The organism is Shewanella olleyana, assembly GCF_023283825.1.
In the GTDB taxonomy this organism is placed as follows: Bacteria; Pseudomonadota; Gammaproteobacteria; order Enterobacterales; family Shewanellaceae; genus Shewanella; species Shewanella olleyana.
This window is the reverse complement of record NZ_JAKILD010000026.1, coordinates 18167-31964: the sequence shown is the minus strand read 5'-3', so window position 1 is coordinate 31964 and position 13798 is coordinate 18167. Positions and strand designations below refer to the sequence as shown.

12 protein-coding genes are annotated in these 13798 nt (G+C 42.5%); 6 read left to right on the top strand and 6 right to left on the bottom strand.

What is annotated here, in order from left to right; genetic code table 11:
* Window positions 1-55: 55 nt before the first annotated feature.
* On the bottom strand, window positions 56-217 hold the full coding sequence (locus L2735_RS16785; RefSeq protein ID WP_248985799.1) for a hypothetical protein: 162 nt from the start codon (window positions 215-217) through the stop codon (window positions 56-58).
* A gap of 475 nt (window positions 218-692) precedes the next feature.
* Here L2735_RS16785 and L2735_RS16780 point away from each other — a divergent pair, with 475 nt between their 5' ends.
* Window positions 693-1031, top strand: a complete 339-nt coding sequence (locus tag L2735_RS16780) for a cytosolic protein (RefSeq protein WP_248985798.1) — start codon at window positions 693-695, stop codon at window positions 1029-1031.
* Between the two features lie 195 nt (window positions 1032-1226).
* On the opposite strand, the gene L2735_RS16775 is transcribed toward L2735_RS16780, so the two are convergent.
* The 3 genes from L2735_RS16775 to L2735_RS16765 all read right to left on the bottom strand — a co-directional run bounded on the left by L2735_RS16775 (window position 1227) and on the right by L2735_RS16765 (window position 4760).
* Complete coding sequence (locus tag L2735_RS16775) at window positions 1227-1964, bottom strand: fumarate reductase iron-sulfur subunit (protein WP_248985797.1); 738 nt, start codon at window positions 1962-1964, stop codon at window positions 1227-1229.
* Window positions 1964-3952: a fumarate reductase flavoprotein subunit gene (locus L2735_RS16770; protein WP_248985796.1), complete on the bottom strand. Its 1989-nt coding sequence runs from the start codon at window positions 3950-3952 to the stop codon at window positions 1964-1966. Before L2735_RS16770 ends, L2735_RS16775 begins: the two co-directional genes overlap by 1 nt.
* Window positions 3953-4019: 67 nt before the next feature.
* Window positions 4020-4760 (bottom strand): fumarate reductase cytochrome b subunit, encoded by a 741-nt coding sequence (locus L2735_RS16765; protein ID WP_248985795.1) that lies wholly within the window; start codon window positions 4758-4760, stop codon window positions 4020-4022.
* A 379-nt stretch (window positions 4761-5139) separates the two neighbouring features.
* Between L2735_RS16765 and prmA the strand changes: the two genes are divergently transcribed.
* From prmA to L2735_RS16745, 4 genes are all read left to right on the top strand, one after another.
* Entirely contained in the window at window positions 5140-6021 is an 882-nt protein-coding gene (prmA, locus tag L2735_RS16760; RefSeq protein WP_248985794.1) for a 50S ribosomal protein L11 methyltransferase, read from the top strand.
* A gap of 273 nt (window positions 6022-6294) precedes the next feature.
* Window positions 6295-7263 carry a tRNA dihydrouridine synthase DusB gene (gene dusB, locus L2735_RS16755; protein ID WP_248985793.1) on the top strand — a complete coding sequence of 323 codons (969 nt, stop codon included), beginning with the start codon at window positions 6295-6297 and terminating at the stop codon, window positions 7261-7263.
* 18 nt (window positions 7264-7281) lie between these two features.
* A complete protein-coding gene (fis, locus tag L2735_RS16750) occupies window positions 7282-7590 on the top strand; it encodes a DNA-binding transcriptional regulator Fis (RefSeq protein WP_055023591.1) in 309 nt (102 codons plus the stop codon).
* 478 nt (window positions 7591-8068) lie between these two features.
* On the top strand, window positions 8069-10606 hold the full coding sequence (locus L2735_RS16745; protein ID WP_248985792.1) for an Ig-like domain-containing protein: 2538 nt from the start codon (window positions 8069-8071) through the stop codon (window positions 10604-10606).
* Window positions 10607-10731: 125 nt separating this feature from the next.
* On the opposite strand, the gene L2735_RS16740 is transcribed toward L2735_RS16745, so the two are convergent.
* Complete coding sequence (locus L2735_RS16740; RefSeq protein WP_248985791.1) at window positions 10732-11478, bottom strand: peptidase; 747 nt, start codon at window positions 11476-11478, stop codon at window positions 10732-10734.
* The gene (locus L2735_RS16735) at window positions 11478-12206 is read right to left on the bottom strand and encodes a PepSY domain-containing protein (RefSeq protein ID WP_248985790.1); all 729 of its coding nucleotides are present in this window, start codon (window positions 12204-12206) and stop codon (window positions 11478-11480) included. Before L2735_RS16735 ends, L2735_RS16740 begins: the two co-directional genes overlap by 1 nt.
* A gap of 276 nt (window positions 12207-12482) precedes the next feature.
* Between L2735_RS16735 and L2735_RS16730 the strand changes: the two genes are divergently transcribed.
* On the top strand, window positions 12483-13664 hold the full coding sequence (locus tag L2735_RS16730) for a Kelch repeat-containing protein (RefSeq protein WP_248985789.1): 1182 nt from the start codon (window positions 12483-12485) through the stop codon (window positions 13662-13664).
* Window positions 13665-13798 lie beyond the last annotated feature (134 nt).

Below are 13798 nucleotides of genomic sequence, written 5' to 3'. Positions count from 1 at the left end.
CGGGAACCAACACTATAATTCATTTATATTTATTCAATTATCGAAGACCATCACTTCAATCTAATCCGTTGCCTGCCGCAGGCTTATGTGCAGATACAACTGCGAGACGCTGCAAGTACATCCCTGTAAGCTCTGCCAAAACATCCATGTTTTGGAAGCTCGCTGCTGCATCTGCACTGGGATTATTGTCTCTTCGATTTGACTGTATTGTTGACAACTTAAAAAACTAAAAAGATCAGGGATCTATTCGGTCTACAAACGAAGTTCAAATTGAGCATTCAAGCCTAAGAATAATTTCAGGAAATAATTATAGTTACAAATGAACCTGCGGGCTCAATAGCCTCCGTTGGAAGTGTCCGAATGCGTTGAGCTAATTTGCGTGATGGAGGCAGGACGCCGACATAGCCTCAGATTGAGCCATGGACGGCGAATCTGAGGCGATAGCAAATTCGCTCTATAGCATGAGGAAGAACACTTCGCCGGAGCGGCAAGGGATATCGAAAAGGGAAATGCTGTTGTTTCCCTTTCGTCGGGTGTGGGCGAAGCGCCACGATTTTGATTCAATCCAAACGGAGTTTGGAAATGAAACTACTGAACCACCACCTTCAGCAACTAAATATCTACTAGGTTCTCTCCTAATTAGTGATAAAATCTCCCCATCAGAATTACCGAAAAACTAGGTATTTATAGAAATGTTTATCCATCATGTTAACGACATCGACTGGCTAGTGATTACAGCTTTTGAAGAACTGAAAACGATGTTTATCGAAGAAGCAGGTGCTATCCCCTCTTACTTCTCAAGCGCCAGCGAATTGAGCTTGATTGATCAAGCCAAGCGCAGTTATGGATATTTGCCTTCATTCAGCGGCGTAATCACTGATACCGGCACATTTCAAAGTCAGGATAACGAAGAAGATTTGAACCCACAGCTTGCCTGTTTAGTTGAGGGCCGAGGTCGGGTGTTTATCTATCACGGCGGTTTTGTGGCTTTTGTGAATGACGAGCAAACCTTCATTACCCGAATGGACTGAAAATGATTCTATAGGCTGAAATCGGCATCCATAGCAAGAAAATAGCGCATCTCTACCAAGGAATAAGACAAAGCTTATTTCATATGCCAACCGTTAATTAATCAAATAGTTAACAGCCAAACCAATCAATAAAAAAGCCGCTAAACTTTTATGTTGAGCGGCTGTTTAGCGGCTTTTTTAATATTTACCTATGACTTAACAGCTCACAATCGTTTGCGCCATTTTACGTCTCAGGTAAGCAATTTGCTGCATGTGCGGTAAGTCTTTCGGGCAAGCATCTTGGCAGCCTAATAAAGTCATACAACCAAACACGCCATCTTGATTACCAATTACATGATAGAAATCTTCAGCGCTACGGGTATCACGGCTGTCCATTTCAAATCGAGCAATTTTCATCATCCCAACCGCGCCAACAAAGGTGTCTTTCATTTGCTTGGTGGCACACGCTGACACACAAACACCACATTCAACGCAGCGTTCAAGCTCATATAATTTAGCTGCTTCCGCTGGATCCATTGGTGTTTCTAAACGATGAATATCGATATCGTTAGCATCGGGTTGCAGCCAAAGCTGCAGGCGCTCTGCCAGCTCGCGCATAAACTTACCGGTATTCACTGATAAATCACCAATCAGCTCAAAACCAGGCAATGGCATTAACTTGATTTTCCCATCAGGGAAGTTAGCGGTTAAGGTGCGACATGCCAGTGTTGGCTTGCCATTAATCACCATGGCACAGCTGCCACAGATACCTGCACGACACACAAAATCAAACTGCAACGATGGATCTTGCTGCTCACGTAACAAGTTCAATGCAATAAACACTGTCATACCTGGCGCTTCGGTGATCTCATAAGTGACCATTTTTGGCTTATCGTTCGGATCTTGTGGATCATAACGAAAGATTTCAAAACTGATAGTACGTGGGCTGCTCATTACTTCTCTCCCGACACTGCAATCGTGTCACTTAATCTTTCATTACGAGGGCGTAATGTTTCAGGTAAATCAAATGGCATAATGGCCGCTTGTTTTTCAAAACGATCAGCATCATCACCCAGCTCTGCAAGAATGCCTGCAATTTGTGCTTCACGGGTCGCTGTATCAGGATGCGCTACGGCGTTATCGTTACCGTAACCACGGTACCCCGGCGGCAGCTCCATCTTCATTACATCTAGCTGCTCATAACTTAACTCAGGCTCTAACGCGTTTTCATCAGGCCAAGTTGATAATGTGCGGTTTAACCACTCTTTGTCATTACGCTGCGGGTAATCTTCACGGGCATGTGCACCACGGCTTTCTGTACGCGCATTTGCGCCACAAGCAACGGTTAATGCAACTCGCAACATACGCGGTACACGTAATGCTTCCACCAGCTCAGGGTTGGCATGACGTTTCTTACATTTAAGGCCGATATTTTTACTGCGTTTAAGGAGGTCTTTTAATTCAGTAACGGCTTTTTCAAGTTCAGGGCCATTACGGAAAATACCGACGTAACTCATCATAATGCGCTGCATGGCTAGCTTGATATCGAATACGTTTTCAGTGCCTTTGCCCACTAATAACTCATCAATTTCTTGCTGCATCTTGGTCATGCTGGTTTCAATTTCGCCAGTGTTGATTTCAAGGGTATTTTTTTCACAAAAATCGGCCACATACTTACCGATGATCATGCCACCAACTACTGTTTCAGCTAGTGAGTTACCGCCTAAACGGTTAAAGCCATGCATATCCCAACAGGCCGCTTCACCAACACTGAACAAACCTGCCAATTGCGGACTTTCACCGGTAGCATTGGTGCGGATACCGCCCATTGAGTAATGCTGGGTTGGTCTAACTGGGATCCAATCTTTCGCAGGGTCGATGCCGAGGAAGTTTTCACAAATCTCTTTTACTTCACGTAAGTTGGTTTCAACGTGCTTACGACCCAGTAAGGTAATGTCCAGCCATAAGTGTGGTCCGTAAGGGCTATCGACTCCCTTTCCTTTACGCATATGCTCTGTCATGCGGCGCGACACTACATCGCGTGAAGCAAGCTCTTTTTTCTCTGGCTCATAGTCAGGCATAAAGCGATGACCATCTTTGTCGCGTAGCAATCCACCGTCACCACGACAACCTTCTGTGGTTAAAATGCCCACAGGCACGATGGCTGTTGGATGAAATTGCACTGCTTCCATATTACCTAAGGTGGCGACACCCGTATCAAGGGCTAATGCTTGGCCAACTCCTTCGCAAATAATCGCATTGGTCGACACTTCGTAAATACGGCCATAACCACCTGTGGCAATTGTGGTGGCTTTACCTATGTAAGCGCGAAGCTCACCAGTGACAAGACAACGTGCAATCACCCCATGACAACGTTTGCCGTCATGGATTAGCGATAAGGCTTCAATTCGTTCATGGACCGGAATGTCCATTTCGATGGCTTTGTTATCTACGGCATACAATAAAGAGTGACCTGTACCATCTGCGGTGTAACAAGTACGCCATTTTTTGGTGCCACCAAAGTCACGAGCATTAATTAAGCCATGGGCTTTTTCAGCTTCAGTAATAGTGACTTTTTCAGCATTGACGACCACTTGGCGATCGCCAGCAGTAATACGAGACCAAGGCACACCCCAGTTTGCTAATTCGCGTACCGCTTTGGGCGCACAGTGAGCAAACATGCGTGCCACATCTTGATCGCAGCCCCAGTCGGAACCTTTCACAGTATCTTGGAAATGCACATCTTCATCATCACCCATACCTTTTACGGTATTGCCAAGGCTTGCTTGCATGCCACCTTGGGCAGCTGCAGAGTGAGAGCGTTTAGCTGGGATAAGCGATAACACTACGGTATCTAAACCGCGTTCTTTTGATGCAATTGCAACGCGCAAGCCAGCAAGACCTGCACCAACGACTAATGAGTCTGTATAAATTATTTTCACGGGTACTCCTTAAATTCGATACGAGGTTAATGGCTTATATGACTCATTAACCTAAAACTCTAAGCCTTTAACTCGGTACAAAAGGAGTAACGGGTAGCTCTAATGATTGACCAATAACGATATAAGTCATCAAACTAGCAATGCCGATAATCATCAAATAAACCACCATCACTTTGGCAAGTTTTAATGCAGCCATACGCTTAGTAGTAATGCCCCATTTCACTGCGACGCGATATAAACCAAACATGGCGTGAATAACCACAGCTGGCAGTAGCAATACGTAAAGCATCCATACATCTTGGTGATAAACACGCTCAGCTGATAGATGAGGGCCAATAGCAGGGTTAGTGATCATGTCGTATAAGTGCACTGGCGCGAGGAAGAATAATAAGAAGCCAGTAATTAACTGCCAAAACCAAATTTTAGTGTCTTGATGCGGCATAATCGTCATTTGACTGCGCAGCGCTCGCCATTGTTGAATTTGCGCAGGAAAGCGTCTTAATGCAAATGCCGCATGAACAACAACGACTAATAGCATAAATGCTGAGATGAATTTGGTTAGCACAGGGAAACCATGACCGGTTTCACTGAAAATCCCGCCTTCTAAAAAGTGACCTACATGATAGAAGGCCTCTTTACTGATCAAAATGCTCGACTCAAAGTGCAAGTGCATAATGATGAAAAATCCCAACAGCAATCCGGTAGCACTTTGTAATTTATCGGCTCTGGCTGCCCAAATCGGGTTCAAATACCCTTTTGACGAAACGTCATGAATCTTTTGTGTTTGAGTTTGCGATGAAGCAGTCATAGTTTCCATGCCTATATGACATATTTCTGGTGAAATCAGCTTATCAGCTATCCTTATTTATCCTCGTTTCAGAAAATTAAATCGTGATCAAGCTCACTCTGCATTCATCGTCTTTTAGAACTTGATCACAATCACATATTGTTCAAATTTAAGAACTCAAAATTTTACTTATCTTTCATTAATTTATAGTGATATTCAAACAAGGATCGTCAGGCATTGATTTCACTTGGTTATTAATAGCTTAAAGATTAATCAGTCAGTAAAAGTGCTAAAACAACCCTTTCAGTGCATATAAGCAATATTTCCATATCAAATGCTGCTGTTTTAGCCGCCAAGCAGGTACAATACGCCATTAAATTATTCTCATAGGAAAAACTCCATGCCTTGGATTCAACTTCGCATTAGTACTAACAGCGACCATGCCGATGCGCTCGGTGACATTTTAATGGAGCAAGGTTCAGTATCAATAACCTATGAAGATGGTAAAGACACCCCGATTTTTGAGCCTAAGTTAGGTGAAACACCTTTATGGCAAGACACGATTGTCATTGCCTTGTTTGACGCAGGCACCGATTTAAGCCCAACGGTGAGCTTTTTAGAAACGCTGCCTTATTTAGGTAAAGGTTTTAAGCATAAAATCGAGCAAATTGAAGACAAAGATTGGGTTCGTGAGTGGATGGACAGCTTCCACCCAATTAAATTCGGTCAACGCTTATGGATATGTCCAAGCTGGCGCGATATTCCTGAGCCAGAAGCAGTAAACGTCATTCTTGATCCTGGTTTAGCGTTCGGTACAGGTACCCACGCTACTACCGCTTTATGTTTAGAGTGGTTAGACGGTTTAGATTTATCAGATAAAGAAGTCATCGACTTTGGTTGTGGTTCAGGCATTTTAGCCATTGCAGCCCTAAAACTTGGCGCAAAGACTGTCACTGGTGTCGATATTGATTATCAAGCCATTGATGCATCGACTGCCAATGCCGAGCGTAATGGTGTTGCAGACAAACTGGCACTGTATTTACCAGAGAACCAACCAGAGAATCTGCAAGCTGATATTTTAGTTGCTAACATTCTTGCGGGCCCACTTCGCGAGTTAGCACCACTGATTGCAGAGAAAGTGAAAACTGGTGGCAAACTTGCTTTATCAGGTCTATTGCAAGAGCAAGCAGAAGAAATCTCACAGTTTTATAGCCAATGGTTCATCATGGATGAAGCGGCTCATAAAGAAGACTGGACACGTTTAACAGGCACACGTAAATAGTATAAATTTCCTGCAAAAGACGTGTAATTTATAGCTGAATGATAAAATTTACATTCGTTATACGCACGTCTATCTCAACTATTACCTTGCTGTAACACGCATTAACTCGCCAAAATAGCATTTCTTTGAGCTAAATCGGCATAATTGTGTCAATTCGTTGCCTGAGATCAAAAGTCAAGTAAAAAAGTTTTATTTAGGTCATTTATTGACCTTTTCAAGCCAGCCAAAAAGGGCTAATATAGCGCCCCTTTGACGAGCAAGGTGATTAACTCAATGCAAATTGGCCCTTATCAACTGAGCAATCAGCTGATCGTGGCACCAATGGCAGGTGTCACCGATCGCGCTTTCAGAAATCTCTGCTTACGTTATGGCGCAGGTCTAGCCGTATCAGAGATGCTTTCGTCTAATCCTGAAGTTTGGGATACCGACAAGAGCCGCCAGCGCATGATGCATTCTGGTGAAGAAGGTATTCGCTCAGTACAAATCGCAGGTGCAGATCCTGAGTTAATGGCAAATGCAGCCCGGTTCAACGTTGAACAAGGTGCGCATATCATTGATATCAATATGGGTTGCCCTGCAAAAAAAGTAAATAAAAAGCTCGCAGGTTCAGCATTAATGCAAGATCCCCAGCTAGTGAAAGTGATTTTACAAGCTGTTGTTAGTGCAGTTGATGTCCCTGTGACACTGAAGATCCGCACAGGTTGGCAACCTGAACATCGTAACGGTGTTGAAATTGCCCACATTGCAGAAGATTGTGGTATTGCCTCTCTCGCCGTTCACGGTAGAACGAGACAATGCATGTATAAAGGTTTTGCCGAATACGACACTATTAAAGCAATAAAACAAAATGTCTCAATCCCTGTTGTTGCCAACGGAGATATCGACAGTCCAGAGAAAGCTAAGTTTGTCTTAGATTACACTGGCGCCGATGCTTTGATGGTAGGACGAGGAGCCCAAGGCAGACCGTGGATTTTTAGAGAAATCCACCACTACTTGGAAACAGGTAAAAAATTACCGCCAGTTGAGGCGAGCGAGCAACGAGAAATCATGCTCGAACACCTTAACAAATTGTACGAATTGTACGGCGAATACAAAGGTGTCCGATTTGCCCGAAAGCATATGGGATGGTACCTAAACCAAGAAGAACAGCGACAGTTCCGTGCTGACTTCAATCGGCTTGAAACCGCTGAACAGCAATATTCCTTAGTGGAATGTTACTTTGATGAATTAGTAAATTTTTAATATAAAGAGCAGAATAGAATGTTTGATCAGACAACTACTAACACAGAAGTTCACCAGCTAACCGTAGGTAAGATTGAAACCGCTAACGGTACTATCAAGCCACAACTATTACGTGACGCAGTAAAGCGTGCAGTAACAAACTTCTTCTCTCAGTTAGACGGTCAAGAAGCGTCTGAAGTATATGAAATGGTTTTAAGTGAAGTTGAAGCACCATTACTAGACATCATCATGCAACACACTCGTGGTAACCAAACACGTGCTGCGAACATGTTAGGTATCAACCGTGGTACTTTACGTAAGAAATTAAAAAAATACGGCATGAACTAAGAAGCGATTCTTAATTTATTGTATTTAAAAGGGTTAATCAGCAATGGTTAGCCCTTTTTTGTTGATATAAAGTGGTTAAAGCACACTCAAATTCTAGTGCATAGAATGATAGTTTTTCTTTTATATAAGGAAAGCTAAAAACTATATACTTAAGCGTAAATGTTTGTCGAATTATAATTCTATTTAAAAGTACTATCAAAACTACTACGCCACTTACACATAATTGTTAACATTTTCATTAAAACCCGATAATACAGAACCTTACAAAACCTCTTCAATCTTCAGCCATGCTTGGCTAATGTAAAAAAAGATAGATTGCTAAGGTAGCAACTAACAAAAAGATGCAGTTGTATCCCCCAGCAAACACTCCTTAAGCAAGGTTTGCACATAAGCCAAAAGTCTTGTACATTCCATTAACAACAATAGGTTAACCACTATTGTTCGATATTTACAATGGAATGTAACTCTTAAGGAAATCATGAAAAAATTTACCCTTACTTTTATCGCAGCAGCTCTTCTTGTTGGCTGCGGTGGCTCTGACTCTACTTCAGAAACTCCCAAGCCAACTCCAACACCTATACCTTCACCAACTGCAATTTCCGATATAGGAATTGCCCAAAACAACCTAGCAGTAACACTCGATGTGCTGGCCAATGACACCGATAACAGTGGCAATGGTCTTACTATCACTTCTGCTTCAGAACTCGATTTTGGTAGTGTTGAAATAGTAGACAACAAGCTGGTTTATACGCCGGAAGAAGACACCACAGGAGTTGCTTCGTTTACTTATGAACTTACTGATGGCACTAATACGGCAACTGGTGATGTCTCAGTCACGGTTAATCACACCATGACCATCTCTGGCCAAGTGACCGATAACCCTATTGCTAACGCTGAAGTAACCGTTTCATTAGGCGGCGAAAGCCACATGGCAACAGCTGATGTAGAAGGCAACTACTCGCTACCTCTGACCATCAATAACCTTGATGAAATGATTAAAATCACCGCGATGGGCTCAGCTGAAAACGAACAACAAAATGTTGAGCTCATTTCTATTGTTGGCCAAACGGGGGCTTTACTAAAACAGCTTGATGATCAGCGTATAATTGGTACTGAACAGACCAAAGCACTTAACGCCACACACTTATCGACAGCCGCTTACTTAATTGCAATGAATCGAAACGGAAAAACAAAATTCACATCATCTGAAGAATTTAAAGCGGTACTTGAATCTGCTCCTGCAGAACAGATCCTTGAAACTGCCGGTTTCATTAAGTTGCTGGTGGACAATAGCGCCTTTGATATCCCTGAAGGAGAAACCACCGTTAGCTTGTTGAGTGACGAAAAGATGGACACGCAGCAGACCATCAAAAAGTACCTGACTGATAACGAATTGCTTGATGAAAGCGGCAACCCAACAGAAGCCTACTCACAAGCGCTAGAAGAAGCCATTGAACAAACACTAGCTGATCCAAAGGTTGTTGATAGCTTCAGCAATGAAATGTTCATGGACAAATCAATGACCTGGCTTGTTGGCGCTCAGCCTGGTTGGTTGGAGTTTAGTGGTGACAGCATCAATTTCAATGCCAGCGGCAGTGGCTCGCTGTACAGCAAGAGCTACTTCTCCGACAACGAACTACCGATTGCCAAAGGTTTTGAATGGTCAATCGAAAACGGCAAGGCAATGCTTCAGTACGACAACAAAAGCCATGTATCATACGAATCCTTTCAGTACCCATACACAGATCTTAAGGAGCGATATGGATTCTCTGATGAAGTCGTTCAAGCGTTTGTCACCGCACACGACCAAGGACTATATTACGACAGTCAAATAGCACTAAACTTTCGTGCCACCAGCGACGTCATCACACTACTTCAAGCTAATGACTACTCTTACCAAGTTAACATCGACGCTACTGAAGAAGTGAGTATCGAAATGCCCGAGCAGTTCTCATGGGTAGGTGACAATCCTAAAGTAACGATGACGAACCAATCACAACAGATACTTCAGCACACTTACGAAAATCAATTTGCGGGATTCACCCTTGAAGACTTTAACGGCAAATGGGTACTCCCAATCGAAAGTGAGTTTTTAGGCTTCCCAAACTATAACCACTCTACAGACGAGTATGATGCCAACCCTGTCTCTGGGGTAAAAGCTGACATCTTTACCATTAACAACGGCCAAGCCCAAAGCCAAATCGGTGAACAGTCTTTCGTTATAACACTCAGCGATGAAGTGCTGAAGTTGAAAAATGGCGATACCCACTTTGAATATCTACCATATGCGAATATGGGTGATGAGTACCTAGTTTTAGTCTCCAAGTATCAAGGGAACGCATTCCAATACTCTACTTCTGAACGAATGGTCAAACACACGGCTAGCGACTTCGTCGTTGGAAACCAACTGGTGACAGAACTTCCTGAAATGTCACTATCAAATATCAATGCCTACCAACCTTCATATTGGGATGGCGATCAACTTGCTGTTAGTGGTATCTGGGGGCGCCTATTTAAAGCAGATGGTACTTTTAATCATGGGATCTATGGGTTGGAACCTGGCGACTGGAGCAATACGCTGCAACAGAACACTGATAAACCAATGTTTGAGTTAGGTTTCCTAGAAGGTGCATGGACAAGTGCCGGGAATAAAGTTGACCTCCTTATTTCGCAAGATTATATTTTGAGAACACGCCATCGAGAGTGGGAAGTCGTTTCAGTTGATTCAGAATCTGGTCGTATGATCGTAATTGAATACTCAAATTGGCATGTAGATATGAATGGGGACGGAGTTCTAGAAGATGCTGAGCGCTACACTATCATTCCTCCGAGAGTCAACTATGTTTCTACTATTGATCTAAGTGAGTGGGGAGAAGCTTGGAAAAATTCTCAAGATTTAGGCTCTATGCAAACCAACACTACAACACCAGCACTTAACTCTAAACCAATTGCATCAAAGGTGAGTAGCTTAGATAAACAGTCCGTCAAGAAACTATTTGTGGAACCAAACAACTGACAGAATAAGTAATGATGTAACACTTTAAAGCAAAAAATAATAAATCCGTAAGCTTGCCAAGGCTGCGGATTTTTCTATTTGATAAACAGTCTTTTTGTTACTCAAATCAGTTTTACCAACTCAAATTACTTCTTAAGCTTAAATCGATATCGCTTCATCACAAGGTTCTCAATCACCCAATACACACCAGATAAAGACAATAACAGCATCATTAATCCAAATACCCAGCTAAACGGGTTATTAAAACTGCCTTGATGTGAATAATCCATAAAGTGCAGCTTAAACATCAAATCGGCTAAATCAGTGTGGTCATTTTTATGGCCAACCAATCGTCCATTAACGCCATTAATGTAAATTCGGGTATTCAAATCATCATTAATGCTGACTTGCCACAGTGGATTACATTCTTTGGGCCACTCTTTAAAACGTGTAGATAATTGCCTATGACTCTTTATCTCGCCTGAACCTGTATAACTTTGCAAAGCGATTGATTCAGCCAAGTCGGCATCAATAAGGACTTCTTTGCCGCTATAAGCATCGACCAATACTTGCTGTTGGCAATTGTGTTGATAGCGCTGCACTTGCTCATCGAGTAAATACACCGGCCGGTTATTAAGCACGATAGTACTCACCTGCTCCATCGGTTTAAATCGCTCAAGAATTGAGGATAATGGCTCTAAATCATGGCTGCTAAATGAAGTTAAATCGAGCGGCGCTATACTGCGATAATAATGGCTGCCTTTGAGGTTTTCACTTGGCGTGATATTGAAATAAATCCCAGTCCCTAGCCAGATTAATAATTGAATACCAACAATTGCTCCCAGCCAATAGTGACAAACCTTTAGCCAACGTTTTATCTTTTTAGTTTTCATTAGCTATACCTCTTACGGCGCTGCCACAGCAGAATAACGCCAGAAAACACAGCAATGAAAGATCCAATCGCGCTATAGAACAGTAAAGCGTTATCGATGGTTTCACCGTCGTCATAATCCATGATGTGCCATTTCCAAAACAAATCGAACCAACGCCAATATTCATGACGCTTTGTCACCACCGATCCAGTTTGCGCGGAAATGTATAAAGTCGATTTAGCCATGTCATCAAATACCAGCTGCCAGACGGGTAAATATCTTGAAGCTAACTCAGATGGGGCTTTCGAAGTGAGTAAATTTGCAGTTGCGATACTTGCAGAAGGTGAAATTGCGCCTTGATGCTGTAAAGTGTGGGCTATCGTCTTTGCTTGTTGCTCAGAAATAGCATCCAATTGCATGCCAGATTGCGCACTAATTAATACTGACTCACCTGGCAGGTTAATTTGATATACAGTTTGCTGCAGCAGTGATTTTAGGGTGACTTTTTTAGCCTCAGGAAAATCCTGATAGACCTGCATTATGGGATAAGACACGGAAGATGCTGATACTTTATCGGTTTGCTCAACGACTATATGGTCGCTACGAATAAAGCCCATATCCATCAACACAAAGTAGCTCCCAGTAAAGCCCCAAATGACTAGAGGGATGGCAAATATCAACATGAGCCAGCGATGAACAAACTGAGCAGAAGAGATTTTCTTAAATGTTCTTTTAGGGTTCAAAGTCAAAGCTTGCCTATTTTTATTGTTCTTTATGGCGTGTGGTACACTCTTTATTCAAGTAAATCAGCTAACTTGTCACATCAGCACATGCTAACTTACCTCAAACTTCCAAGATTTAACAACACCTTCGCTAAATTGCATCCAAACTTCACTTAACGATATCAACAATTTCAACCAACAGAAGCCCGGTTTGATTTACTGCTTACGGGTCAAATGTGTTTAAATGTGCATGACTAAAAATAGAATAAAAATAATAGAGATAAGAATTAAAAAGGATTGAGAATGAGTCGATTTAGCCAACTGCAACTGGGCGCTGTTGCTTTTGTTTCAGCAACAAGCATGTTTATTGCACCTGCAAATGCAAGCTACCCCGCTTTACCTGAAGGCGTGTCCAATAACGCGGTTGCTAAAGTAAGCACAGTAAAAGGTGATTACTTATTAAGTTTTACCGGACTGGCAGATGGGAAAGATTACCAAGCGGTGCATAACAAAGTCTGGGGCGTTAACCTTTCTAACCCTGACTCACAATGGCAACCAATGAAAGCTTTACCCTTTGTAGCCCCTTTAGCTGGTCGCTTGGCTTCAATCGCCATTGGACTTAAAGATAAAGCTTACGTTTTCGGCGGCTATACCGTTGCTAAAAACCATGAAGAAATCAGCACTGTCGACAACTATCGTTTTGATGTGATAACCAATCAATACCAACGCATCGCAGATATGCCTGTGGCCGTTGATGATACTTCTGCCAGTATCTATCAACAGCGCTATATCTATTTATTTGGCGGCTGGCATAACGATGGCAACGTCAATTTAGTCCAAGTATACGACACGCAAACAGACACTTGGGATCAAGCAAGTCCTATCCCTGCACCCGCAGTTTTTGGCCAAGCTGTTGCAATGACTGATAATAAAATCGTCTTATGCGATGGAGTAAAAGTACAAGCCAATATTGGCAAACGTCGTAACTATCAGTCATCACCCGTTTGCTTGTATGGCGAAGTGAACCCTGACAACCATTTGCGTATAAGCTGGCAATTATTGCCTCACTACTCAGTGACTGACACTCAGACAGTGGCTAATACTCAGACTGTGGCTAAAACTCAGAAAAGTCAGCCTGTATCAGACGTAACCCCTGTGGCACATTACCGTATGGCTGCAACTGGAATAAAACATGAAAATGGCGGGCAAGCTGTCTTTATTGGGGGGAGTAATAATCCTTATAACTACAGCGGTATAGGCTATAACGGCGAACCTAGTGAGCCAAACAATCAACAATACACCTTTGATTTTACCAGTATGCAATGGCTTAAGCCGATTCAGTTAACCACACCAAGCATGGATCATCGCGGCTTAATATGCCATCAAGGCTCATTACTACGAGTCGGTGGAATGCTATCGCACCAAAAACTGAACTCACAGATACTCTCGACTCCTTTGCGAGCTGAGCAATCTTGTACTCAGTAAGAGATATTTCAGTTGATGTTTTGTGATCTAGTTAGCATTTAGCTATAGATTTGATTGCCCCAACAAAAGATGTATTTAAAATATATGTATTGAATTAATTGCATCTTTTGGAGTCAACATGTCATCAGCTATTT